The sequence below is a fragment of the Eubacterium sp. 1001713B170207_170306_E7 genome (assembly GCF_015547515.1).
GTDB lineage: Bacteria > Bacillota > Clostridia > Eubacteriales > Eubacteriaceae > Eubacterium.
Genome location: NZ_JADMVE010000010.1, coordinates 1 through 24606, shown reverse-complemented (window position 1 = coordinate 24606; position 24606 = coordinate 1). Strand labels below are relative to the sequence as shown.

The window sequence follows — 24606 nt, the reverse complement described above, 5'->3', positions numbered from 1 at the left end:
GGGTGCTTCCATGCAGGAATTTAAGGCAAAGGACAAAATCACGCAGAAAATGACCCGTGACGGCGTGGTGGAAACCAACCTTGCCACCGGGGAGCAGACCCGGAAAAGCCAGAGGGAAACGGACGATTTTTCCGGGGACGCCGCCGGGACACTGACCGGGAAAGCCCTTGACCGTGCCGCCCTTGAAGCGGGGCGGCATAAGGCAAAGAAACGCCGGAGGAAAGCAAAGAAAGCCGCAAAGCAGGCAGATAACACCATAAAGCGGGAAACCTCCCCGTTGCAGTTTTCCGAGGAAGAACAGGCAGACCCGGAGCTTTTAAGATATATCCGCAAGTCTGAAAAGGCGGCGGATAAGCTGGGAGCGGCACAATCCAAAATCCCCAAACAGAAACGCCTTAAAACCGCCCGGAAATTTGATGAAGCCACCGGGCGGGCAAAGGTACGGCTGTACTTTGAGGAAACCGACAAGCCCCCAAGCGGGAAGCTCCGGCACAATCCCGCTGACCGTCCTATCCGGGAGGTAACAGCCGCCGTACATGGGAAAATCCATGAGGTTGAAAAGGAAAACTCCGGCGTGGAGGGGACACACAAGGCGGAGAAGCTGGCAGAACAGGCGGGCGGCTATGCCAAGCGGAAACTGAAAGAGGGCTACCGGAGCCACAAGCTAAAGCCCTACCGGAACGCCGCAAAAGCCGAAGCCGCCGCACAGAAAGCCAATGCGACCTATCTCTACCGGAAAGCCTTGCAGGAACACCCGGAAATCGGGAGCAATCCCCTGTCCCGTTTCCACCAGAAGCAGAAAATCAAACGCCAGTATACAAAAGATTTACGCAGGCAGGCAAAGGCGGCAGGAAAAGCCGCTGATACCGCAAAATCCACCCGGAAAATGGCACAGCAGGCAGGGAACGCCACAAGGAAAACTACGGATTTTATTATCCGGCACTGGAAAGCCATTCTGACCGTGGGTGCGTTCCTGCTCCTGCTTGTGATGATCTTTACCGGGCTTTCTTCCTGCTCTGCTATGTTGCAGGGCGGCGTGTCCTCAATCTTAGGCACTTCCTATACTGCCGAGGACAGGGACATACAGGACGTGGAAAACGATTATAAGGCGAAAGAAACAGAACTGAAAAATAAGATTGACCGTATCGAGCGGGACTATCCCGGCTATGACGAGTACCGCTACCACCTTGACGAAATCGGGCATGACCCCTTTGCGTTAGCGTCCTATCTGACCGCCAAGCTCTATGATTACACCAGAGAGGAAGCACAGGCGGAAATGCAGGCACTTTTTGAATTGCAGTACACCCTTACCCTGCGGGAAGAAATCGAAATCCGATACCGGACGGAAACCAGCACGGACGCTGACGGGAACACCACAAGCGAAGAAGTCCCTTACGAGTATTACATTCTCCATGTGACCTTGACAAACAAGAACCTGACCGCCCTTGCCGGGGAGCTTCTTACCCCGGAGCAAAAGGAAATGTTTGACACCTACATGGAAACCAAAGGCAACAAGCCGGACGTATTCGGGGAAAACATCTACACCCCAAGCGGCAACGGGGAATACACGGACTATGAGATACCGCCGGAAGCCCTCTCTGATGAACACTTTGCCGCCATGATAGGCGAAGCCGAAAAATACTTAGGCTACCCTTACGTCTGGGGTGGAAGCTCTCCGTCCACGTCTTTTGACTGTTCCGGCTTTGTCTGCTGGGTAATCAACAAGTCCGGCGTGGGAAGTATCGGCAGGACAACCGCACAGGGGATTTTCAACTACACCACACCCATAGCCCCAAGCGAAGCCAAGCCGGGGGACATTATCTTTTTTACCGGGACATATGACAGCGGTTCGGCGGTAAGCCATGTAGGGATATACGCCGGAAACGGAATGATGATTCACTGCGGAAACCCCATTTCCTACGCTTCCGTCAATTCGTCCTACTGGCAACAGCATTTTTACGCCTACGGGCGTTTACCATGACACAGGAAAGGAGTTTTTACATGATGAAATTGGAACGCATTGAAGCGGAAATTGCCAAGACCAAAGAAGCCATTTCCAGACAGCAGGGCAGGCTTAGAGAGCTGGAAGCCCAGAAAACAGAGGTTGAAAACCTGCAAATCGTACAAATGGTGCGGGCGTTACGCATGACCCCGGCGGAGCTGTCCGCTTTCTTAGGAAAGCAGACGGCCACCGCCGAGCCAGCCGCAACAAACACTTATTTTTCCAGACAGGAGGACACCGAAAATGAAGAATAAAATCTTAAAAAGCCTTACCGCACTGACCGCCGCCCTTATGCTTTTGGGCGGCTTTTCCGTGACAGCCTATGCACAGAGCAGTGAACCCGCCGAAGAAACGCCTGCCATAGAAGAAGCACCCGAACCCAGCGCACCGCTGACCCCGGAGGGCAACGCCACCATTGTTGATGATATTTACGGGGAAAACAAACAGCTCATAACCGTAACCACCAAAGCCGGGAATTACTTTTATATCCTCATTGACCGTGCCGCCGAGGGGGAAAACACCGTGCATTTCCTCAACAAAGTGGACGAAACCGACCTTATGGCACTGATAGAGGACGGGAAAACAGCCGAACCGGAAACTACCGTTGTGACCTGCACCTGCACAGAAAAATGCGAAGCCGGGAACGTCAATGAAACCTGCCCGGTCTGCAAGAACAACCGGACAGCCTGCAACGGCAAAAAAGCAGAGCCGGAAGCAGAACCACAGCCGGAGCAGGAAAAGGACACGGGAAAAACCAAGAGTATGCTTCTTCTCTTTCTGATAACAGTCCTTGCAGGCGGCGGGGCGTTCTATTACTTCAAGTTTTTAAAACCCAAGAACACAAAGACAGCCGCCCCGGAATTTGCTGACTTTGACTTTGAGGACGAGGACGAAGAACCGGAAGCCGAGCCGGAGGAAGAACCGGACACCGAAGAAACTGACAGCATGGACGGGGACACTACCGAGCTTCCCGCTGATGATACGGAGGACGAAACGGGGGACACCCTATGACATGGTTTACAGACAGCCCCTTTGAAAAAATGATGACCCAAAGACCCCGGAACGGGCGGCATAAGGAGAAGCCGCCCGTTTCCCATTCCCCGGCTTGCGAAGCCTGCCCTTACAAGGGGATAGCCCCTTGTGTGGGGTACTGTATCAAGAAGATACAGAAGCAGGAAAACACCGAGCCGGAACGCTAGAAAAGGAGGAATTTTATGCAGTTAGTAATCGCAGAAAAGCCCAGCGTGGCTATGAGTATCGCCGCCGTTATCGGAGCTGATGAACGAAAGGACGGCTACATGGAGGGGAACGGCTACCTTGTGAGCTGGTGCGTGGGACACCTTGCAGGACTGGCGGACGCTTCCCATTATGGGGACTATAAAAAATGGCGGTATGAAGATTTACCTATCCTGCCGGAAACATGGGAAACCGTTATTGCCCCGGACAAGAAAGAACCCTTTGACACACTGAAAACCCTTATGCACCGAAAGGACGTGACAGAGCTTGTATGCGCCACGGACGCTGGGCGTGAGGGGGAACTCATTTTCCGCTTTGTCTATGAGAAAGCCGGGTGTGAAAAACCGTTCCGCCGCTTGTGGATCAGCAGTATGGAGGAAAGCGCAATCAGAAAAGGCTTTGCCGACTTAAAGGACGGACACAGCTATGACCCGCTGTACCAATCGGCTCTCTGCCGTGCAAAGGCGGACTGGCTTATCGGTATCAATGCGACCCGGCTTTTTTCCGTCCTCTACAACCACACCTTGAATGTGGGACGGGTACAGACCCCGACCCTTTCCCTTTTGGTGGAGCGTGACAACGCTATCCAGAACTTTGAAACGCACAAATATTATGTGGTGCATATCGAGGGCGGCGGTCTGGAAGCCGTAAGCCCGCCCTGCACAGAAAAAGAGGAAGCCGAAAAGCTCCGGGCAGATTGTGGCGGGGAAGCCGCTGTCCTCACTTCCATAGTCCGGGAAGAAAAGACCGAGAACCCGCCCCGGCTCTTTGACCTTACCACCCTGCAAAGGGAAGCCAACCGGCTCTACGGCTACACCGCCAAGCAGACCCTTGATTATACCCAATCACTCTATGAAAAGAAGCTCTGCACTTATCCCAGAACCGACAGCCAATACTTAACGGACGATATGCTCCCCACTGCGGAACATCTGGTATCGGGGCTTTTTGACAGACTGGACTTTGCAAAGGGCGTTGACCTTGCCCCGGACTATTCCCGTATCTTAGACAGCCGGAAAGTGTCCGACCACCACGCCATTATCCCCACCGCCGAAGCGGTAAAAACCGACCTCTCTACCCTGCCGGAAAGCGAAAGGAATATCCTGCTTCTGACAGCGGCAAAACTGCTTTCTGCCGTTGCCCCGCCTTACCGCTATGAAGCCGTGACTGCTTCCCTTACCTGCTGCGGCATGACGTTCACGGCAAAGGGAAAGACCGTCCGAACACAGGGCTTTAAGGAGCTGGAACGCCGCTTCCGTGCTTCCTTAAAGGAACAGCCGGAGGACAGAAAAGAACCGGAAAAATCCCTGCCGGAGCTTAACGAGGGGCAGACCTTTCCCGTCACTGCCAAGCTGACGGAGCATGACACGAAGCCCCCGAAAGCCTATACCGAAGATACCCTGCTTTCCGCTATGGAACGGGCAGGAAGCGGGGACATTACCGGGGACGCAGAACGCAAAGGTCTAGGCACGCCCGCTACCCGTGCGGCAGTGCTGGAAAAGCTGGTGCAGGCGGGCTTTGCGGAACGCCGGAAGAAACAGCTTATCCCTACCAAAGACGGCAGGAATCTTATTTCCATTCTGCCGGATATGCTGACTTCCCCGAAGCTCACGGCTGAATGGGAAAACGAGCTGACAAGGATTGCAAAGGGCGAAGCCGACCCGGAAGACTTCATGCAGGGCATTGAAGCTATGGCGGCGGAGCTGGTAAAGAGCCACGCCGCCGTATCTGACGAAAACAAAGCCCTGTTCGCCCCGGAACGGGCGGAAATCGGCAAATGCCCCCGTTGCGGCTCTCCGGTCTATGAGGGCAAGAAGAATTTCTATTGCAGTAACCGGGAGTGCCAGTTTGCCATGTGGAAGAATGACCGTTTCTTTGAAAGCCGGAAAACCACGCTGACGGCAAAGACAGCCGCCGCCCTGCTGTCTAAAGGGAGGGTAAGCATGAAAGGGCTTTATTCGGAAAAGACCGGAAAAACCTATGACGCTGACATTCTGTTAGCTGATACCGGGGAAAAATACGTCAATTACAAAATGGAGTTTCCAAAGAAACCAAAACCCAAGCCAAAGAAATAGACCAGAAGAATAGCAAGCATAGGGATTGAGTACCCAATCCCGTAAAAATCCCCATTCCCGCCCTGCGGAGATATGGGGATTTTTGCTTGTTGGGAAGTGTCCCAAACCCTCTTTCTCTTTAGAGGGTTTTACCCTCTTGAAACTTTATCAGACCATGAAAGGAGCGATACGTTATGAGTGAACATTTTTCCGCATGGATACAGAACCGGACGGAATTTGAAAAGGGAAATCCGGCGGGCGTATGGCTTGACCTGCCCGCCACCAAAGACCAGCTACACGAAGCCATGAAAACGCTGAACATTACCGCCGCCAACCCGCAGGACTTCCGCCTGCACGGGCATTTTGTAACAGACACAAAGAAAGTATCTATCCCCCTTGACCTCTTGAAAGAACCGGACTTTGACACCTTAAATTTCCTTGCGGCACAGCTTGACACCCTTGACCCGGTACAGCTTGAAAAGCTCAATGCCGTATGTGAAAGCGGCTTCTGCCCGCAGGACTTGAAACGGTTTTTAGACTATCCGGCGAATACGGACTGCTATGTTTTTATTCCCGGCATTTTGGACTACAAGGATTTAGGGGACTACTACTTGAATGACAGCGGCATGGTGCAAATGCCGGAGGAATGGAAAGGCGGGATTGACAAGGAAGCCTTTGGCAGAAACGCCGCCGCTTACGAACAGGGGCATTTCACAGAGCAGGGATATATCCTTGCCACCGGGGACGAATGGAAAAGCCGCTATGAACAGCAGAAAATACCGGGCAAATACCGGGTATTGAGCTTCCCAGAACCGGAGCATCCCGACCCGGAGAAAATCGAAAGGGAAGCCGCCCCTGCCTTTGTCCCAAAGCCCCAGACCGTTACGGCGGCAAACCCCAGCCGCCCCCTTGAATTAAAGGCAGATAAGCCTGCCGAGAAAATGAAAGAAATTACGGATAAGCTGGAACAGGGCATACAGGAATTGTTTGACAGTGACCGCTTTAAGGAATATCTGAATGTTATGTCAAAGTTCCATAATTACAGCGTGAACAATACACTGTTGATTGCCATGCAGAAGCCGGACGCTACCCTTGTAGCCGGATATAACTCATGGAAAAATATGTTTGGCAGACAGGTGGTAAAAGGGGCAAAGGGTATCAAAGTCATAGCCCCGTCCCCGTTCAAAGTGAAAAAAGAAATGGAGAAAATCGACCCCAAGACCCAGAAGCCCGTCAAAGACAGGAGCGGGAAAGCAATCACGGAGGAAGTGGAAATAACCGTCCCGGCGTTTAAGGTGGTATCAGTCTTTGATGTGTCCCAGACCGAGGGAAAAGAGCTTCCCACTATCGGCGTGAACGAGCTGACCGGGGACGTGGAGCAATACAAGGAATTTTTCAAGGCAGTGGAACAGGCTTCCCCTGTTCCGGTAGGCTTTGAAGCAATCGAGGGAAGCGCACACGGTTACTATCACTTAGCAGAAAAACGGATTGCCATTGACGAGGGCATGAGCGAATTGCAGAACCTTAAAACGCTGATACATGAAATCGCCCATGCAAAGTTACATGATGTAGATTTAAACGCCCCAAAGGAACAGCAGGCAGACCGCCCAGACAGCCGCACCCGTGAAGTGCAGGCGGAAAGTATCGCCTATGCCGTATGCCAGCATTACGGGCTTGATACATCTGATTATTCCTTTGGTTATGTTGCTTCATGGAGCAGTGGGCGGGAACTGTCCGAACTGAAAGCGTCCCTTGAAGTGATCCGCAGTACCGCTTCCGGGCTGATTAAAGACATAAACAAGAACTTTGCAGAACTGACAAAGGAACAGGAGCAGGTAAAAGAAGCTGTCCCTGCCAAAGAACCACAGCCGGGACAGCCCAAGAAAGCCAAAAGCACCCCAAAAAAACAGCCAGATTTTGATTTACAGAAAGCAACCGCCTACCTGCTGGATTTGGAGAAAAAAGTGTCTGCCGCTGACCCCAATAAAACAGCCGGAATTGCCACTTACAACACCACCTTGAAACGCCTGCAAAAGCTGTCTGGGGAAATACCAGAAAGCTATGCAGAGCTGAAATCCCTTGTTGATATAGCCGCTATCAGCTCGGATTTATCCAGTTTAAAAGAACGTATGACGGAACTTTGCCAGCTTAATCCTTTGGAAACCGCCGAGAAATCCACGGAGCAGAATTTAAACATGATAGACGGTGTGATGAACAACACTCCCACGGTTGACGAGCTGGAAGCAAAGGTAAAAGCCGGAGAAACTATTTCCCTTGTAGACCTTGCCGAAGCTGTCAAGAATGACAGAACCGCCGCCAAGACTGGGGGACAGAAAACGGAGCGCAAGCCCTCTATCCGCAAACAGCTTAAAGAGGATAAGGAAAAGGCAAAAGCCGCCCCAAAGAAACAGCCTGTCAGAGCAAAAAAGACGGACTTAGAAAGGAGCTGACCCCATGCAGAAATTTGAGAACGTGGACATTTTAAAATCCTTAAAAGCTATCATGCAGACCCATACGGAGCATTTTCAGTCCGATTTTGATATTGATGTGGAAACCCTCAAAGAAGCGGCAAAGAGCCAGAACCCGGAGGATAAAAAACACCTCTGGTTATGCCGCACTGCCGGGACATGGTGCTTACGGGAGCGTGACACCTTTATCCGGGACACACGGGAACATAATACCTTTTGTTTCTATGCCGAACAGACAAGGGACAAGATACTTGCCTATGCAGTGGAAGTAACAGGCATGGAACGGGGAAAAGTAACCGGAAACCTCTATGAGCTGGACTATCAGAAGCACTACCAGCACGTCAAGGACGTTTCCCTGCCCGCCGGAGATACCAAGCTGATATATGAACATGGGGAACGGACACAGGAAGCCGGACAGCGTATTTCCGGGAACGCTGACCCGGACTTAGGGAAATTCCTGCGCTTTGAAGCACAGCCCAAAGACCCCGCCGCCCTGCGTGGTGTTCTCTGGGACGAACAGTACCACAGAGATCACTTTGACAGCGGCAATATCAAGGAGCATATCGAAAAGCTGTCTGGCAGGAAGCATAAGCCCTCTCTGCGGAAACAGCTTGCAAAGGATAAAGAAGCCGTAAAAACCGCCCCGAAAAAGCAGGCGGTAAAGAGTAAAAACAAAGAATTGGAGGTATGACAAATGAATACATTCACTTTTGAGGAAATGAACCTTTTAAGCATTTACAACACCGGGAGCAGACAGGGGGCGATTGTCGGTATGAAGGCTGCGCTGCCCTTTATGGACGAAGAAATGAGGGAGCTTGCCGCCCGAACCATTGAAAAAGTGGAACACATGACGGCGGTTGAATATACAGGGCTTGCGATATGCGCTGCTGATGAAGCGTAATAATAATTTTTTTGTGCTGAAGATATGAATTAAATGAAACGCTGGGGAATGACAGTCTGCGGATTAGCATTCCCCGGCATTTTTTTACTTTATACGCTATCTATACCTATAAACTCTTTTATTAAATTCAATGCTAGTTGCATTTGTGGGCTTATCCATTTGTTTTTGTGATAGAGATAAATAGAATTATATATTTTTTCATCAAGTTCTGTTTTAATCGGCATTAAAGAACCGTTTTTCAATTCTTCTACAACAGAATAACTGGGAACAACCGCAATTCCTAAATTATTCATCACACATCTTTTGACCGCTTCAATACTTTGTACTTTCATGTACGGATTGAGAACAATATCTTTTTTCGCAAGGTATTTATTCATTTCCAACTGATAAAAGCCGTCCGGCTCATTACAGATCAGACTAAAGGGTTTGCGTTGGTGCGGTGTGATAAAATCAAGTAAACTGGTGTTCACAAAAGGAGAAGCGACAAGAAGTGCCCTATATGTACCAAGTTTTTTATGAATAATTGTGTCTGGATAACTGTCTTTTTCACAATTCACACCTATATCGGCTGTACCGTCCATGACAGCTTGATTGACTTCACTAGACTGCAAAGAATTGATAACAAGCTGAACACCCGGAGCTTCATGTAAAAATGATTGTATAAATGGCTGCATACTATATATCAAAATGGAATCTGGAACTGCAACCCTTAAAACACCAGTAATTTCAGCTAAACTTTTGCCATAATTATTGATTTGTTCCGTTATCTGTAAAATCGTCTCAATATGCGGAAGTATATCTTTTCCTGCTTGTGTTAGTTCCATTTTCCTGCCTATCTTTTCAAACAACTTTATAGACAATTCTTCTTCAAGCTGCTTCATTTGAAATGTTACTGTCGATTGCGTATAACTTAACTTATCTGCTGCTTTTTGAAAGCTGCCTGTTTCAAGAATTGTCTTAAAAGTTAAAAGGCTTTTTGTATTCATAATCAATGCCCCTTTCTAATACATTCAATTTGTCGAATTAAGAAAACGAAAACATTCAATTTTCTTATAGTATTTTCAGTGCTATTATAAAACAAAGATAGAAGAAAGGCAAGGTAGTTTATGGACAAGCAGGAATTAACATACGCGATAAAAATGAAAGGTTTGGAGTTAGGTTTTGCAAATCAAAAATAAAACATTTTGTTTTTATAAATAAATTATACGAGGAGGAATAACCATGAATTTTAAGTTTAGCGAGGAAGAGCAGAAAGTAATTGACCTTATTCACGAATTTGGAGTAAATGAAGCTGCACCGTTGGCGGCGGAAATTGATGAGCAGGAACGTTTCCCAGAAGAAAACAGAAAAAGATTAGCCGAATTAGGCATGATGGGAATTTGCTACCCGAAAGAGTACGGCGGTGCAGGACATTCTTATCTTGCTTATATTGCCGTAATTGAGGAATTGGCAAAACATTGTTCTACTACGTCCGTTATGTTATCTGACCACCACTCTTTAGGTTCTTTTCCAATTTCAGAGTTTGGCACAGAGGAACAAAAACAGAAATATCTTGTGCCGCTTTTAAAAGGAGAAAAATTAGGCGCATTTGCAGTAACAGAACCATCCGCAGGAAGCGACTTAGGAAACCAACAAACAACTGCTGTTGATATGGGCGATTATTGGCTGTTAAACGGTTCAAAAATCTTTATTACAAATGGTTTTTATGCAGATACTTACTTTGTTACGGCAATGACAGATAAAAGCCAACGAAGCAGGGGTATTTCCGGCTTTATCGTAGAAAAGGGTACTCCCGGCTTTACTTTTGGAACAAAAGAAAAGAAAATGGGTATTCGTGGTTCTGCCACATACGAATTAGTATTTACGGACTGTAAAATTCCCAAAGAGAATTTATTAGGGGAATTAGGAAAAGGATTCAAGATGGCTCTTATGACATTAGACGGCGGACGTATCGGTGTTGCTGCACAGGCATTAGGTATCGCACAGGGCGCAATAGACCATTGTAAAAAATATGTTACAGAACATATGCAGGGAGAACAAAGAATTTCACAATATCAGTTTACACAGTTTGAGCTTGCCGATATGCAGACAAGAGTTGACGCAGCCCGTTTACTGGTATATCGTGCGGCACAGGCAAAGCAGGATCACGAGCCTTTTTCACATCTTGCTGCTATGGGTAAATTATATGCAGCAGAAGCAGCTACAAATGTGACACGTCGTTGTTCGCAACTTGCAGGCTATGACGGATATTCAAGGGATTTTCCTTTTGAGCGTTTAATGCGTGACGCAAAAATTACTGAAATTTACGAGGGAACAAGTGAGGTTCAGAGAATGGTTATTTCCTCTTATATGGGAATTAAATAGACTACTAAAGCAGACCGTGCAGGAGGATAACAATATAGGAAAAATAGCAATCTTAACTTACGAGGACAGCGAGGAACAGGCAATCAACGCAATATTTTCCATTTTAGCAGAAAAAATAGAATTGAAAATAGTTCAGCCTGTTTCCTACCCCGTGTTATCCTATCCGGGACTGGAAATTAGGCTACATCAACGCCGGGTACTTCGGGACGGGGAGGATATAAACCTTACCCGTCTTGAATATGGAACGCTCTGCTATCTGGCTTCCAGTCCCGGTAGGGTATTCACACAGGAACAGATTTTTGAAGCCGTCTGGCACATAGACAGTGATACCTGCCATTCCAGCGTTGTGAATACTGTTTATAATCTGCGAAGAAAGATTGAGCCGGACAGTAAGAACCCTACCTACATAAAAACCGTGTTAGGCGTTGGCTACAAATTTGATATGGAGATTACCGGGAAATAATAATCTGCGGATTGTCATTTCCCGGTATCTTTTTTTGTGTCTGCGGACAGATAAAAGCCGCTTTTTAAGGGGGGTACTGGAAGTTCCCACCTGTCCCTCAAAGCACCCCGAAAATACCTTTAAAACAGGCTTATTCAGCACCTCTAATTGTCCGTTTTACCTTTCTGTTTCACGGTTCTTATTGGACTGTTTTTCCTGTTTCAGAATACCGTCCACATTCTGCTTAATCATGTCATATTGCTTCACTTTCTTTTTCAGTTTCCCATATTCCAGATACAGCTTATCTTTCTGATCGGCAAGCTCCTTGTACTCTGCCAGCAGTTTCTTGAAGTTCGGAAGCCTGCCCCCGTTCCTCGCCGCCTGCAACGTCTTAGCGGCGGCTTCATAGATAATCAGACTGCTTTCATGCTCTTGCCAGAATTTCTCTTTATTCTTTGCTTTCCGGTACTCCGCATAGACGGGCTTTGTCTTTTGGTAGGCAGATATATTTTTCATCAGCAGGGACATATCCGAAAGCCGCCTTTCCAGCTCCTTTAAGGTGGCGGCGGTCTGTTCGCTCTCCGCATGGACTTCTGAAAGAACCGCCTGCAACTGCCCGTACTCTGAAATGTTATGCTCCGTAAGGAAATTCATGGTCTTTGCCGCCTGCTTCAGATTGTGGATTTTCGCCCATTGTTCATATCCCCGGCTCTGCGCCGCCTTGATACTGTTCTCAATATCAATCAGCAGTGAAACACCGTCCTTTTCCTGCCGTAATGCTTTCGGCTTTGCCCTGTACGTTCCGGCAATCCGTTCTTTGAGGGCTTCCACGTCATAGGCTTCCCCCAGCGTCTTAGAGCGTGTGAACCGCTCCTGTCCGGCGGCACGGAATGAGATATATTTTCCCTGCTTTATCTCATAGCCCGCCGCTTCCATGAGCCGCAGGAAATCTTCAAAATCTTTTGCCTGCGGGATAGTGCTGTCAATGGCGGCTTTCAGCTTTGCTTTCCAGCTTGTGCCTTTCCGTTCAGCGTCCCACTCTGCATATTTCTTTCCTTTGTTTTCCCCCGGCGTGACAACCGATAAACCATGCTCCCGGCACAGACGGTCACTTTCATTCCGTATCTGGTAATAGCTCCGCTTATTAGAAATGTACTTGTGGTGTGTTACGAAATCCACGGCACAAAACATGATGTGATTATGGATATGTCCCTTGTCTATATGGGTGGTAAGCACATATTCATACTTGCCGCCCAGCACCTTATCCGCCAGCTCTTTCCCTATCCGGTGGGCTTCCTCATAACCCACCTCTCCGGGCGCAAAGGATTGTATCAAATGATGTGCCAGATTGTCCCCTTTCTCCCGTGCCTGCGAGAGTGTAAAACCGAACTCAATATCTGCCGTTTCATAGGAACAGCCAAAGGAGGAAATCAAAATCTTTTCGTCTGTTTTTTCGGGATTGCAGATATAGTCAACCGCTTTTTTCAGCGTAGTTTTGATAGGGTGTATCTTTGTAACTGCCATATCTTTTCTAATGCCCCCTTTATCTCTTTTAAGTCCTGTTCATATACGTTCCCGGTGGTATTGACCCGCTTTGCTATCTGGTTTACGTTTACGCCGATTTTCTGTATTTCTGCGGTCTGCTCCTTGATAGCAGAATAGTCCACTTGAATGATATAGCCGTCCACTGCCATTTTCCGAAGATACGCCCCCAGATTGTCCGTTGACAGCAGTTTCATTTTTTCCTCAATCAAAAGCCGTTCCTGCTCCGTCACATAAAATTTGACTTGAATATCCCTTTTTCTCTCTGCCATTTCTTCCATTCCTTTCGCATTTTCAAGGGGGTTTGGGACACTTCCCAACAAGCAAAATCCACGTTTCCCCACAGGGTAGGAAAAGGGGATTTTACGGGAATGGGTACTCATTCCCTATGCTTGCTATTCTTCCTCTTTCCTCCTTAACACGATTCAAAACCACAGACAGGCAAGTACAGCACCAAAATAAAAAAGATAAGAGGGAAGCCGATTATTCCACGGCTTCCCTCTTGATTACCCCATAAGCGGAAACAGACAGCAGGGGCAAGGGCGGGCGTTCTTTGCCCGTACAGTTTACCCTTGCGGCTGTTGTCTGCTTCTGCTATCTGGCGGCATGAAAAAACCGCTGTTACAGGCTGATTTCCCATAACAGCGGCTTACTCATTTTTCTTTGTTTCTTTTGCTTCCAATATCCCTTTCGCCGTGGCTTCCATAACGATAAGCTCCGTATCGTCCAATCCGTCAAGCAGACTGTCCACCCTGCGGCGGCGGCTGGTTTTCTCCGGCGTTTTCTCTGGAAAGAAAAACTGGTCTACGGATATATGGAAAAAGGACGCAAGCTCATAGAACACTTGAAAACTGGGGTGCTGTCCCTTGTTCTCTATGGACATGATATAACGGGGCGCAAGGTCAAACATTTCCCCCAGCTTTTCCCGTGTAATGCCCCGGCTTTCCCGTGCTTCTTTAATCGCTTTTCCTATTGCTCTGAAATCATACTTTTCTTCATTGTACATAGTCATATCTCCCAATGTCATTTTACAAGACACCACCCCTTTTCTAAACGATTACACATATCTTATTATGTACTTTTTCAAATCCTATTATGCGGAAGCTGTCGGATTTTAATGCAAAACATGATGAATACCAGATACAGACGTGAGAAAGAAAAGATTTTAGGACGGTAAGATTTTCCATTGAAAAAGGAACAGCCCTTTTTCTATTCCTGCCAACAGCGGCAGGGAGCAATAACGCCGCCGTATGACAGCGACAAAATTACTCCCACGGAATCTTTTTCCTTTCAGCACGGCGGTACACATGGAGGTATCAGCCGTGCTTTTTTTCTGCCCGGATATTCGTATCACAAAGTTTACCGTAAAAGAAGTATTTGCCCTGTCTGCGGCAGTTTCCGGCGGACAGGGCGAATACAGAAATCTTACAACTGGATATGCTATTTCACACACCCGACTATTGCCTTGCTTTAGTCGGGCTTTTTTATATTTTTTTCAAATTTCTTTCGGGGAATTTGCCTGCCACAGCTTTCCAATCGTGTTAGTGGCGGAAAGGGGAAAGACACCCGCCTTTTGCGGACAGCGAAAGGAGGTGAGAACGTGAAACCTAATTCGCAGGAAGAATACAACCAGCAGACCTTTGACAGCTTTTGCAAACGGTTATTGAAGAATGAATCCCGTGATTACTACAAGCATTTGCAGTACCGCAGGGAGCATGAAATTTCTCTTTCAGAGCTGTCCGAGGAAGCATTGGAACAGTTCGCCGTATGGGACAGATATTTTGAAGATACATACCTTTTTGAAGTCATGGGCTTTGAAGTAGCCATTACAAACGAGCTGTTAGCCGAAGCACTCAAAACCCTGCCGCAGGACAGACAGGAAATCATATTGCTGTCCTATTTTCTGGGAATGACAGACCCGGAGATTGCAGAGCAGTTGAACCTTGTGCGCCGGACGGTAGCCTACCGCCGGACAAGCTCTTTGCAGGCATTAAAAAAATTTATGGAGGAAAAAGCTGATGAATAAGACATTGACACAAAAGCCAGCCACACAGGGCAGTAAAGGCTTGCTTCCTTACCCTGTCATTGTGGCGGCAGTTTCCGGCAACGTGGACGCTATCAACACAGTGTTAAACCACTATGAGGGTTATATCGCCAAGTTGTCAACCCGCACCATGTATGACGAAGCAGGCAACCCGCATTTGTGCGTGGACGAGGAACTGCGGCGCAGGCTGGAAACCAAGCTGATTACAAAAATCCTTGCTTTTAAAGTAGCCTAAAGAACCGCCCGCAAAGGGGAATAGACTTTCCCCCTTTTCACTTCCCCGGCGTGGGCTTTTCTTTCGAGCATAAGGGCATACTGCCCGTTGCTTCTTGCCACCCCACAAAAGCATATCGACCCGGTATGTTTTTGCGGGCTGACAAGCCCCTGCACTTTGACAAAGAAAGCGGCTCTCCGCAGTATAGGGCAATCGGACACGTTCAATATACGGCGAGCCTGCGGGCTGATACGCCATGACCCCGAAAGGAGCGAGCGAGTTTATCAGTGAACCGCTGGCGGCAGGTGGAAACTGCCGCCGCCATGACCTGTATATTGGTATAATGATACACCCGTATGATACGGCTACCCATAGGAATGGGAGGGGTGCAAGTCCCGTGGAGCTTCCAAGCCGTCCGAAAGCCCATTAAAAAAATGCAGGAAACAATCATTTTTATAGAGCTTTTTTGCTGAAAATCTGTTATGATCGTAGACAAGATATTGAGATACCCTATCCTGTCTACGGAAAGGAGGATAATGGTTACTGTAACAAAGAGTGACTTAATCGCACTGGGATATGGGACTTCATTTGCGGCAGACATTATAAGAGAAACAAAAAAACTTATGATTTCCAGAGGACACACCTATTACCAGTCAAGGAAACTGGACAGAGTGCCAAAAGAAGCCGTAGAAGAATTGCTGGGAATCAAAATCCCGGATAGACAAGATTGATTGTACTTCTTGCATATCATGTAAGGAGTGAAATCATGGCAAAAGACCCTATTAAAAAAGCGGATAATGGAACCTATTACTTTAGGGCAAATCTGGGTTACAATCCGATTACTGGAAAACAAATACAAAAATATAAAAGCGGTTATAAGACCAAAAAAGAAGCACGGGAAGAATATTCCAAGCTGATTTTAACTTCCACGGCAGAGCTGACCGAGAAAAAGGAAACTATTTCTTTTCAGACATTTATTGAGGACACTTATCTCCCGTGGTACAAAACGCAGGTAAAGGAAAGCACTTATCTCAACCGCCGTTCCACCATACAAAAGCACTTTGCGTATTTTTACAAAATGGCAACGGACAAGATAGAGCCTATCCATGTTCAGAACTGGCAGTTAGAGCTTGCGAAAGAATTTAGCCCGAATTATATCCGTATTGTACAGGGTATGCTTTCAATCGCCTTTGACCGTGCTGTTGTTCTGGGACTTGCAAAGAAAAACCCGTCAAGAATGATAGGCAACATCAAAAGCAAAAAGACAAAGGTTGACTTCTGGACACTGGAAGAATTTCAGAAAGTGATTTCCCTGCTCTATAAGGGCGATTACTACGAACATTACCTTTTCATTTCCTTTTGGCTGTTATTTATGACAGGCATGAGGATTGGCGAAGCCGCCGCCCTGCAATGGGCTGACATTGATTTTGAAACAGGTCTTATCAGCATTACCAAAACCCTGTACTATAAATCAATGGACGATTACAAATTCGTTGAGCCAAAAACAAGGGCAAGTGTCCGCACCATTTACGTTGACACTGACACTCTGAATGAGTTAAAAGCATGGCAGGCGGTTCAGAAAAAGGTATTAAAGAATTGTGACCTTGTTCTAAGCTATAACAGTATTCCCACCAGCAAGCACACGCTCCCACGGGCATTAGAAAAACTTGCTGGACTTGCAGGCGTACACCGTATCAAAATTCATGCGTTGCGCCATTCCCACGCTTCCCTGCTTATCAGCATGGGAGAAAACCCGTTACTTATCAAGGAACGGCTGGGACATGAAAAGATACAGACCACACTGGGAACATACGGACATTTATATCCCAACACCAATCTTGAAGTTGCGAAAAAATTGACAGGTATTCTTACTTATACCCCTGCTTCACACAGCGTTGCAGATTACACAAGCAATCAGCACACAGCTATCTATCACAGAGAGGTTGAATAGAAAAATGCAATCATAATGCAATGGGAAAAGGGAAAAGCCGCAAGACCCTTGAAAAATAAGGCTCTGCGGCTCTGCTCCAACTATTCAAACTCAATCGTAGCACAAGGCTTAGGACTCAAATCATAGCACACGCGGTTAACGTTCTTCACCTCGTTCAAAATCCGGTGGGTGATTTTCTGGAGGATGGGCCAGTCAATTTCTTCGATGGTGGCGGTCATGGCGTCAACGGTGTTGATGGCACGGAGAATGACCGGATATTCGAAGCTTCTGGCGTTATCGCGGACACCGACGGATTTAAAGTCTGGGACAACGGTAAAATACTGCCATACTTTTTTATCCAGTCCGGCATTGGCAAATTCTTCTCTCAGGATGGCGTCGGATTCCCGGACGGCTTCGAGGCGGTCACGGGTGATGGCGCCTAAGCAGCGGACACCAAGTCCCGGACCTGGGAATGGCTGGCGGTATACCATATCGTCTGGCAGGCCGAGCTCAGTGCCGCAGGCACGCACTTCGTCCTTGAACAGCTGGCGGACGGGTTCGACCAGCTCAAACTGTAAATCCTCGGGCAGACCGCCGACATTGTGGTGGGATTTGACCATTTTGGCGGTTTTGGTGCCACTTTCCACGATATCCGGGTAGATGGTTCCCTGTCCCAGGAAGTCGATGCCTTCCAGCTTACGGGCTTCTTCCTCAAAGACGCGGATAAATTCTGCGCCGATGATTTTGCGTTTTTCTTCCGGGTCGGCCACATCGGCCAGCTTGGTTAAAAAGCGTTCGGCGGCATCCACATAGACGAGATTGGCGTCCAGCTGATTTCTAAAGACCTCGACCACGCTTTCGGATTCGCCTTTACGCATGAGGCCGTGATTGACATGGACACAGACTAGCTGTTTTCCGATGGCTTTGATGAGAAGCGCAGCGACAACGGAGCTGTCGACCCCGCCGGACAGGGCCAGCAGAACCTTACGGTCGCCCACCTGGCGTTTGATGAGCTCGACCTGGTCGGCGATAAAATTTTTCATGTTCCAGTTTTTTTCTGCTTTGCACTGCACCAGCGCAAATTCTTCCAGAATGCCCTTTAATTTGCCTTCATCTTCAGGCCATTTTTCCAGTGTATTGGCACCTTTGGCCGGAGCGTGGTCTACGGCCAGCACCGGGCAGTCTGCTTCGTAGACCCACGGGCCCACGTCTATTTTTTTGCCGTCAACCACGTTGTTGGGGCCGCCGTTTACGATAATCCCCTTGACATTGGGCAGGGCTTCCAGCTCTGCTTTTGTGATATCATGCGGATAAATTTCACTGTATACGCCCAGGCTGCGGATCGCTCTGGCCAGGGTGGTGTTTTCGGTATTTCCCAAGTCTAAAATAACAATCATGTCTTGTTTCATGTTTTACACTCCTCAATTTATTTCGTAAAAGATCATTCTCTTATTTTATCACAGGAGAATGGATGCCCGCAAGCACAACGGTCCTGTGCCGCCAGTCTATTTTTTCCGTCTTCTGAGATACAAAGCCGCGATCAGGACAGCGACCACCACCAGCACGCCCACAAGGATAAAGGTCGTGGTCCGGTGTGACCCTTCGATGCCCGTCTGCGTATTTTCAGCCGCTTCGGACGCTCCGGCCATATCTGCTCCTGATTCCTGAATATTCTGATCCGGTTCTTCCGTACCCTCATTGGGCTGCGGATCAACCTCCGGGGTTACGGGTTCGTCGGCTGAATCACTGGTAAAGGCCTTGATCATGACATTGCCGTAGTTTCGGGTGACAGCCTCATCATACAGATAAACCGTATCCTCCGGCAGGCTTGTGACATCCTGCCAGTCCTCGCCGGCTTTTCTGATAAAGCTCTGCCTCGCATCGGCCTTTGCAATGCAGTGAAAGGCACCGTCCATGCCGTAGAAATCATAATTATCCGTCCCGGCCTCAATGGGCCAGTAATACCCGTCGCTGCCTGCGATTTCCTGAATAACGGAAAAGGTCTCGCCCGGCTCCAGAGCCGCGGCCTGGGCCAGAGAGAGGGTATGGTAGCCGCCATATTTTACCGTGTCGGTCTGATCCACGGCCAGCGTACCGCTCGCCGGATCGTTTATATCCTTTAAATTTTTATACACGCGTGTATGAACCGTTGAGCCCGGGGTGATACTGACCGCGGAAACGGCTTTGAGGGTTTCCTTTCCAGCCGCTGTAAACACATTGGAGACCTCAGCGGCCTGCGCCTGAAGCCCCAGCGGGGCGTAGGATTTCACTCCCAGAAAATCATACTGATAGTTGTGGTCATAGGAAAACCGCCCGTCCTCCGTGGGGATATCCACCTGATAGGCGGTAAAGGACTGCACGCTCCGGTCATAGTAGGACAGATAGAAATACCCGTCATTTCCCCAGCCGCTGCCCCAGCTGTTCTTGACAATCCAGGCGCCATCGCCCTCTGGGATTTCTTCAAAGTTCCCGGCTGAATATCCATCATCCCAGCCCACAATGGACACGAGGTGGTTGGGCGCGGTGTAGACCGGGTTAAACTCCGCGTCGTCTTTCTTTTCAGCGTCCACTGCGCCCGCTGCCGCTGCTTCTGTCTCCTGAGGGGTGCTCTGGCCCGCGGCAAAGTACACCTGAACCTCGCCGTTTTTTATCAGACTTTCCTTGATGGCTTTCTCCGCATTTTCATCATAGGCGAAGTTTTGCTTTTCGGCATCGGTAAAGGTGGCGGTTCCGGGCAGGAAATCGGCGTCCTGGAGATGGACCGAGGCGTTGAAAAATTTATCGACCGGCACCTCCCAGTTCATGTCCTTTGGATTCTCAGTCGGATACCACTCATAGGGGGTGCCCTCATAGGGCACATCCGCTTCAGTGTCAACACCGCACCAGGTGCTCAGGGTTCCGGTCAGCAGCTCCCGGGTACCGCCCAGATCCATAAAATAGCGTCCGCTCGCCTGGGCCGTACCCTCCGCGCCATTATTCACCCCTTCAGCATCTGCCAGGCGGTAGGCAAAATAGGACAGGTGCCGCTCGGAATAGTCCGGCTCCGCGGCGGCCTGTACCCCTTCTTTTTTCTGCTGGGTGAGCACATTAGACTCAATGGCCGACAGACCGCTGAAAGCCCAGCAGGAGGACCAGGGATTTTGATTCTTTACGCCGGTGCTCCGTCCAAGGGACCGCAGATCATAAGCTGCGGGCAGGCTGTCCCCGGCGTTTTCTGAATACCTGAAATTGTAACAGGACTGGTCCAGTCCTGGCTGTGCATGCTCCTGCGTTTCGGCGTACACAGGGGATACCAGTCCAAAGCCCACCATAAGCACAGCCGCCGTAATGCCCACTGCCCGTTTAAACACATGCTGTTTTCTGTTTTTCACCATCTCATCCTCCGCTTATTTTTGATTTAATCATACTGTATTTTTTATTCATGGTCAAATGGATTTAAGGCTGCCTTTTATAGCATTTTTAATCAAAATACGTTACAATAATAATATACGCACGTATAACAACGCATTTTTGAAAGGAGAGTCTCATGCTGAACATTGAAAAAATTCAAAAAGAAGTCGCGCCGATTGCCCAAAAATACGGAATTCCCCGGGTATATCTTTTTGGCTCTTATGCACGGGGTGAAGAAAAAACAGACAGCGACGTTGATTTAAAGGTCGATATTCAAGGCACAAAAATTGGTCTTTTTGAACTCTCCGGTCTTCGCCTGGATTTAAAAAACCGGCTTGGGGTTTCCGTCGATGTCGTAACAGAGGGCGGACTGTATGAAAATGTAAAAAACGAAATTTTAAAAGACCAGGTGTTAATTTATGAGCACAAAAAATAGAAACATCGACATTATTGATCATATTTTAAAATACTGCTATCAGATTGACGAAACACTACAACGTTTTGGCAATAATTTTGACAGCTTTCAGGCCGATAAAATATACCAGAATGCCACTTGCATGTGTATTCTGCAAATCGGAGAGCTTAGTAAATATTTAACAGATGATTTTAAAAACCTATATTCAGACATCCCCTGGAAACAGATCCGGGGGATCCGTAACATCTTTGCTCATGACTACGGAAACATTGACGTCCTTACTATTTGGAATACAATAAATTACAATATACCAGAACTGAAAGACTTTTGTGAAAGCATTCTGGCCCAAAATAAAGCTTTAAATCAGGAAGCCTTGCATGACCAGGATCTCTCCGAAGATAATGCATAAGCTAAAAAGCCCCAAAGCATTAACGCCTTGGGGCTTTATCTAATTCCAGATCTCCACATGGTCAAAGGCCTGTCCCGGGTACTCGATCACGCCGAGGCCCAGGGTTCGGGCCACACGGGCGACCTCGGTATAGGGCACGCCGGGGCAGTACAGGTCGGCGGCATGGCCGGAGCAGTGCCAGGAATTGGGGATACCGCCCACTTCGGCGTTGCGCGCCTCACACCGCACGCCGGAGGTGATGATCACCGGGCGGTCAAGGGCACAGCGCAGGGCCTCTACCCGCTCCAGAAGCTCCAGAGCCATGTCGGCTGGCCAGCCGTCGCAGTAGCCGTCACAGTCGCAGGCATATTCCGCCATCAAAAAGTGGGCGGTGGCCCAGGGCCCGTCGGTGATGATGGGATCAGGCGGCAGGGGATGCTCAATGACAAGTCTCTCCTCCTGCGCCGGTTCTGCAGGCTGCGGGTTCTCCGGCTCCGGAGACAACGTGGGCGCGGGCTCTGTTATTTCCGGTGCCGCCGTTCCCTCCAGCCCGGCCGGTTCTTTGCCGGGCGGGTTTATCCCCGCCGCAAAGACCAGCCCTGTAACCGACCAGGTGGCGACCAGCCAAAAGGCCAGGGGCTTTTTAAAGCACCCCGGCCAGCCGCGCTTCGGCAGTTTTATAATTCCACCTTACGCACGGTTTTATCCACAAACTGGTATCCTGCCAGCTTCTCCAGTCCTACGCCCGATGGCTGGAAAATATTCTGGTCAATGATGGTCTGGGCCGAAGCCTCAATCTGCTCCTGGGTCAGATCGTCCAGATAATCCGGAAGGCTCAGGGTCATGCTGTCGCCGTTTTTCATCAGAAAATCCAGTTCCAGCGCTTTGGTACTTGTTGTTTCCATTTACATTTCCTCCTTTATGCTGTTTCAATGTTCTGGTAAGTCATAACGTTGTTGCTGTCTGTTACAATGGGTGTTATCAGCTTGCCGATGGCCTTGCCGGTAAGCACCACTGCCTCTGGGGTGACGATGGCCTCATCAAGGCCGAGGTCGGGATAGCTCTTTGTTTTCTTCTTAATTTTTCCCTCAAACTCCCCGTAATTCAGGATAAGCTGCAATTGGTTTTTCTGCTTTACACGCTCATATGCCATTTTTCAACCTCCAATTTATTTTTTAAGGCTTTCGCGGCAGCGCTGCCTTGATAAAACGGTGGTCTTTTCATGCTTCTTTTTTTAAACTTCGCTAGTGGCCGGTCATCGCGCACCTCCTCTTGTTCTCTGGCTGGGCTGCCGCTGTTTTTGCCTTATACCTGTAAGTTGTCTCTGGGTACCCTTTTGACCAAAGCCTTTTATATTTTTTACAGCTGACGCTTCAGCTTTTTAAGGATCCGGCTGTGGCGGTACTGAAGGGTGCTATAGCCCACCCCCATGTGCTGGGAGACCCTCCGGATGGACTGGTTCTGCCCGTAGACTGCCTTTAACAGCGCCCGCTCCTCCGGGGTCAGCTCCTCGAGGGCCTTTGCCAGACGCGCGTGCTCCTCCCTGCGCACATAACCGGCCTCAATCTCGGCGGCAGGATCTGCCAGCCGATCGATCAGCGTCTCGCCGTCCTCGTCTCCCACCCGGGTTTCTGCCGGCACGTCGCGCACCAGGCGGCGCAGGCATTTACGCCGCCGGTTCTGCCCCTTCTGGTACACATAGGGCTTGATAAAGGCCGCGAAGCCAGCACCGGCGGCCTGGTCATAGGCCTGAATTCCCTCCAGAAAGGCCAGGCGGGCGTCCTGCAGGCTGTCCTCAAAGCTGTAATTTTCTGTTTTTCCATAGCTGGCCGCGGACAGCATCAGCGGCCGGAAGCAGCGCTCCAGAAGCGCCGCCGCGCACGAATCCCCCTGCTGCGCCTTTATGGCCAGTGTGTCGATCTCATTATATTCCATTTCCTGCCTCCTCAGTTATCCTCATAAACCGCTGTAACCTCAAGAACCATTTCCGGAAACCGGTCCTCCACAGCCCCGCTGTACGCGTAAAACAAATCCTCAGCCTCCTCCGGGCTCCGGGCATAAAAGCCCACCTGCACCCGGCACTCGGCCTCCACCCTGTATTCCCTGGGCCTCAGCCGCAGCGCCGGCCCGATACCATAACGTCTCATCACAATCCTGCCTTTCTCTCCCGCGCTGCCCACATGGCGTTAAAGCACGCCACCTCATCCTCCGGATACAGTGCCGCGATGGCGGCCTTCTCGGACTCGGTGAGCGGGGGCAGCAGATTAAAGCCGTGGGAGACCGGCTGCGCCTCAGGAATAGAACCATATAGCTCACACTGTTTAGGATTTACATTATTTATGAACGGTGCGGCCGGGCGTGCCGCCCGGGTGACGCCCTGCGTCCACACCAGCCGTTTCTGCCCGGTGTCCATCACGCGGATCTCCACCTCGCAGAGCCCGGTATCAAAGGGCTTTAGCCGGTAATCTCCAGCGTGCTGGCCCACGTGCGGTGTATAGTCAATGCGGTCGTGACGGATCAGGTGCTTGCGCTGGGCGTTGACCTGAAAGCGGCTGTTCAGCCCCAGAAAGCGGCAGATTTCGCTGTTGGGCGCCTTGAAAGCAGCCGGCCAGTACCACTGTCCGTCCTCGCTCCGGACAGCGGCCTTGTTGTTAAAAAACATAAGCAGATGCCAGAAGGACTGGAGCAGCGGATTCAGGCCGCTGGTCTCCAGCCACCGGTAAAACGCCAGCAGCTCAGTCAGGTAGTTCACCGCACACCGCCGTTTCTGCCGTTCAGCCACAGCTTGATATCCCCCTGGCGGATGGCGTCGCCCAGCGCATCGGACAAGCCGATCAGGTTCATGCCCTCCCGCACCCGCTCGCCGTAAATGCACAGCGATTTCTCGTACTGCTTCAGCAGGCCGTCGATGCGCTTTTTCAGGCTTTCCAGATTTTGCTCCTGTTCGCAGAGGTCCATTGCCTGAAAGGCCCTCAGCCCGTCATTCATTTCCATCGGACGCTGATTTTTGCAGCAGTCCTCGCAAAAGGCACGGTAAAAGGTCAGCGGAACCTCCTGCCCCATTTCCAGGGCGCATTTAATACACCCCAGCGGATTTCCGGCTGCCAGCCGATCCGTCCAGTCTCTTTTGGTTTCATTCATCTTGTAAACCTCCTGTAAAATAAAATGATTTTATTTCAGCGGCGTTTTGTTGTTCTCACGTCTGCTGATGGTTCTATC

At 49.4% G+C, this 24606-nt stretch carries 29 protein-coding genes and 2 pseudogenes; 18 read left to right on the top strand and 13 right to left on the bottom strand.

What is annotated here, in order from left to right; all coding sequences use genetic code 11:
- Positions 1-10 precede the first annotated feature (10 nt).
- The 9 genes and pseudogenes from I2B62_RS18605 to I2B62_RS18565 all read left to right on the top strand — a co-directional run bounded on the left by I2B62_RS18605 (position 11) and on the right by I2B62_RS18565 (position 8658).
- Positions 11-1981 (top strand): C40 family peptidase, encoded by a 1971-nt coding sequence (locus tag I2B62_RS18605; RefSeq protein WP_195270531.1) that lies wholly within the window; start codon positions 11-13, stop codon positions 1979-1981.
- 20 nt (positions 1982-2001) lie between these two features.
- The gene (locus I2B62_RS18600; protein WP_195270530.1) at positions 2002-2256 is read left to right on the top strand and encodes a DUF4315 family protein; all 255 of its coding nucleotides are present in this window, start codon (positions 2002-2004) and stop codon (positions 2254-2256) included.
- Positions 2246-3013, top strand: a complete 768-nt coding sequence (locus I2B62_RS18595; RefSeq protein WP_195270529.1) for a DUF4366 domain-containing protein — start codon at positions 2246-2248, stop codon at positions 3011-3013. Before I2B62_RS18600 ends, I2B62_RS18595 begins: the two co-directional genes overlap by 11 nt.
- Positions 3010-3201, top strand: coding sequence for a hypothetical protein (locus tag I2B62_RS18590; protein WP_195270528.1), 192 nt, complete (start codon positions 3010-3012; stop codon positions 3199-3201). The genes I2B62_RS18595 and I2B62_RS18590 overlap by 4 nt, the downstream gene beginning before the upstream one ends.
- Positions 3202-3216: 15 nt before the next feature.
- The gene (locus I2B62_RS18585; RefSeq protein WP_195270527.1) at positions 3217-5310 is read left to right on the top strand and encodes a DNA topoisomerase 3; all 2094 of its coding nucleotides are present in this window, start codon (positions 3217-3219) and stop codon (positions 5308-5310) included.
- Positions 5311-5483: 173 nt separating this feature from the next.
- Positions 5484-6938 (top strand): annotated as a pseudogene (locus I2B62_RS20825) (antirestriction protein ArdA); the annotation flags it as partial.
- Positions 6939-7439: 501 nt separating this feature from the next.
- Positions 7440-7739 (top strand): annotated as a pseudogene (locus I2B62_RS20820) (DUF4316 domain-containing protein); the annotation flags it as partial.
- Positions 7740-7743: 4 nt separating this feature from the next.
- The gene (locus I2B62_RS18570; RefSeq protein ID WP_195270526.1) at positions 7744-8448 is read left to right on the top strand and encodes a hypothetical protein; all 705 of its coding nucleotides are present in this window, start codon (positions 7744-7746) and stop codon (positions 8446-8448) included.
- A 3-nt stretch (positions 8449-8451) separates the two neighbouring features.
- The gene (locus I2B62_RS18565) at positions 8452-8658 is read left to right on the top strand and encodes a transposon-transfer assisting family protein (protein ID WP_195270525.1); all 207 of its coding nucleotides are present in this window, start codon (positions 8452-8454) and stop codon (positions 8656-8658) included.
- Positions 8659-8747: 89 nt separating this feature from the next.
- On the opposite strand, the gene I2B62_RS18560 is transcribed toward I2B62_RS18565, so the two are convergent.
- Positions 8748-9644, bottom strand: a complete 897-nt coding sequence (locus I2B62_RS18560) for a LysR family transcriptional regulator (RefSeq protein ID WP_195270524.1) — start codon at positions 9642-9644, stop codon at positions 8748-8750.
- A 235-nt stretch (positions 9645-9879) separates the two neighbouring features.
- On the opposite strand from I2B62_RS18560, the gene I2B62_RS18555 reads away from it, so the two are divergent.
- Both I2B62_RS18555 and I2B62_RS20580 read left to right on the top strand, forming a co-directional pair.
- Entirely contained in the window at positions 9880-11022 is a 1143-nt protein-coding gene (locus tag I2B62_RS18555; protein ID WP_195270523.1) for an acyl-CoA dehydrogenase family protein, read from the top strand.
- The gene (locus I2B62_RS20580) at positions 10976-11485 is read left to right on the top strand and encodes a winged helix-turn-helix domain-containing protein (protein ID WP_347707840.1); all 510 of its coding nucleotides are present in this window, start codon (positions 10976-10978) and stop codon (positions 11483-11485) included. The genes I2B62_RS18555 and I2B62_RS20580 overlap by 47 nt, the downstream gene beginning before the upstream one ends.
- 156 nt (positions 11486-11641) lie before the next feature.
- On the opposite strand, the gene I2B62_RS18545 is transcribed toward I2B62_RS20580, so the two are convergent.
- From I2B62_RS18545 to I2B62_RS18535, 3 genes are all read right to left on the bottom strand, one after another.
- On the bottom strand, positions 11642-12988 hold the full coding sequence (locus I2B62_RS18545) for a relaxase/mobilization nuclease domain-containing protein (RefSeq protein ID WP_195270522.1): 1347 nt from the start codon (positions 12986-12988) through the stop codon (positions 11642-11644).
- Complete coding sequence (mobC, locus tag I2B62_RS18540; protein WP_195270521.1) at positions 12949-13278, bottom strand: plasmid mobilization relaxosome protein MobC; 330 nt, start codon at positions 13276-13278, stop codon at positions 12949-12951. The genes I2B62_RS18545 and mobC overlap by 40 nt, the downstream gene beginning before the upstream one ends.
- A gap of 377 nt (positions 13279-13655) precedes the next feature.
- Positions 13656-14012 carry a helix-turn-helix transcriptional regulator gene (locus I2B62_RS18535; RefSeq protein ID WP_347707839.1) on the bottom strand — a complete coding sequence of 119 codons (357 nt, stop codon included), beginning with the start codon at positions 14010-14012 and terminating at the stop codon, positions 13656-13658.
- 244 nt (positions 14013-14256) lie between these two features.
- Between I2B62_RS18535 and I2B62_RS18530 the strand changes: the two genes are divergently transcribed.
- The 5 genes from I2B62_RS18530 to I2B62_RS18510 all read left to right on the top strand — a co-directional run bounded on the left by I2B62_RS18530 (position 14257) and on the right by I2B62_RS18510 (position 17215).
- Complete coding sequence (locus I2B62_RS18530) at positions 14257-14610, top strand: hypothetical protein (protein WP_195270520.1); 354 nt, start codon at positions 14257-14259, stop codon at positions 14608-14610.
- On the top strand, positions 14607-15032 hold the full coding sequence (locus tag I2B62_RS18525) for a sigma-70 family RNA polymerase sigma factor (protein WP_195270519.1): 426 nt from the start codon (positions 14607-14609) through the stop codon (positions 15030-15032). The genes I2B62_RS18530 and I2B62_RS18525 overlap by 4 nt, the downstream gene beginning before the upstream one ends.
- Complete coding sequence (locus I2B62_RS18520; RefSeq protein ID WP_195270518.1) at positions 15025-15285, top strand: helix-turn-helix domain-containing protein; 261 nt, start codon at positions 15025-15027, stop codon at positions 15283-15285. The genes I2B62_RS18525 and I2B62_RS18520 overlap by 8 nt, the downstream gene beginning before the upstream one ends.
- Before the next feature lie 515 nt (positions 15286-15800).
- Entirely contained in the window at positions 15801-15995 is a 195-nt protein-coding gene (locus tag I2B62_RS18515; RefSeq protein ID WP_195270517.1) for a DUF3173 domain-containing protein, read from the top strand.
- Positions 15996-16030: 35 nt separating this feature from the next.
- Entirely contained in the window at positions 16031-17215 is a 1185-nt protein-coding gene (locus tag I2B62_RS18510) for a site-specific integrase (RefSeq protein WP_195270516.1), read from the top strand.
- An 80-nt stretch (positions 17216-17295) separates the two neighbouring features.
- Here the strand turns inward: I2B62_RS18510 and guaA are convergent, their stop codons facing one another.
- Both guaA and I2B62_RS18500 read right to left on the bottom strand, forming a co-directional pair.
- Positions 17296-18603, bottom strand: a complete 1308-nt coding sequence (gene guaA, locus I2B62_RS18505) for a glutamine-hydrolyzing GMP synthase (RefSeq protein WP_195270515.1) — start codon at positions 18601-18603, stop codon at positions 17296-17298.
- A 96-nt stretch (positions 18604-18699) separates the two neighbouring features.
- Complete coding sequence (locus tag I2B62_RS18500) at positions 18700-20568, bottom strand: lectin like domain-containing protein (protein ID WP_195270514.1); 1869 nt, start codon at positions 20566-20568, stop codon at positions 18700-18702.
- 152 nt (positions 20569-20720) lie between these two features.
- Between I2B62_RS18500 and I2B62_RS18495 the strand changes: the two genes are divergently transcribed.
- Both I2B62_RS18495 and I2B62_RS18490 read left to right on the top strand, forming a co-directional pair.
- Positions 20721-21020: a nucleotidyltransferase family protein gene (locus I2B62_RS18495; protein WP_195270513.1), complete on the top strand. Its 300-nt coding sequence runs from the start codon at positions 20721-20723 to the stop codon at positions 21018-21020.
- Positions 21004-21408 (top strand): HepT-like ribonuclease domain-containing protein, encoded by a 405-nt coding sequence (locus I2B62_RS18490; protein ID WP_195270512.1) that lies wholly within the window; start codon positions 21004-21006, stop codon positions 21406-21408. The genes I2B62_RS18495 and I2B62_RS18490 overlap by 17 nt, the downstream gene beginning before the upstream one ends.
- Before the next feature lie 39 nt (positions 21409-21447).
- Here the strand turns inward: I2B62_RS18490 and I2B62_RS18485 are convergent, their stop codons facing one another.
- From I2B62_RS18485 to I2B62_RS18455, 7 genes are all read right to left on the bottom strand, one after another.
- Positions 21448-21891, bottom strand: a complete 444-nt coding sequence (locus I2B62_RS18485) for a D-Ala-D-Ala carboxypeptidase family metallohydrolase (protein ID WP_243259612.1) — start codon at positions 21889-21891, stop codon at positions 21448-21450.
- A 173-nt stretch (positions 21892-22064) separates the two neighbouring features.
- Positions 22065-22292 carry a DUF2922 domain-containing protein gene (locus tag I2B62_RS18480; protein WP_195270511.1) on the bottom strand — a complete coding sequence of 76 codons (228 nt, stop codon included), beginning with the start codon at positions 22290-22292 and terminating at the stop codon, positions 22065-22067.
- A gap of 14 nt (positions 22293-22306) precedes the next feature.
- Positions 22307-22540 (bottom strand): hypothetical protein, encoded by a 234-nt coding sequence (locus I2B62_RS18475; protein WP_195270510.1) that lies wholly within the window; start codon positions 22538-22540, stop codon positions 22307-22309.
- Between the two features lie 206 nt (positions 22541-22746).
- The gene (locus I2B62_RS18470; protein ID WP_195270509.1) at positions 22747-23322 is read right to left on the bottom strand and encodes a sigma-70 family RNA polymerase sigma factor; all 576 of its coding nucleotides are present in this window, start codon (positions 23320-23322) and stop codon (positions 22747-22749) included.
- 11 nt (positions 23323-23333) lie between these two features.
- The gene (locus tag I2B62_RS18465; protein ID WP_195270508.1) at positions 23334-23534 is read right to left on the bottom strand and encodes a hypothetical protein; all 201 of its coding nucleotides are present in this window, start codon (positions 23532-23534) and stop codon (positions 23334-23336) included.
- Positions 23534-24169 carry a restriction endonuclease subunit S gene (locus I2B62_RS18460; RefSeq protein ID WP_347707838.1) on the bottom strand — a complete coding sequence of 212 codons (636 nt, stop codon included), beginning with the start codon at positions 24167-24169 and terminating at the stop codon, positions 23534-23536. The genes I2B62_RS18465 and I2B62_RS18460 overlap by 1 nt, the downstream gene beginning before the upstream one ends.
- On the bottom strand, positions 24136-24528 hold the full coding sequence (locus tag I2B62_RS18455; RefSeq protein ID WP_195270507.1) for a hypothetical protein: 393 nt from the start codon (positions 24526-24528) through the stop codon (positions 24136-24138). Before I2B62_RS18455 ends, I2B62_RS18460 begins: the two co-directional genes overlap by 34 nt.
- Positions 24529-24606 lie beyond the last annotated feature (78 nt).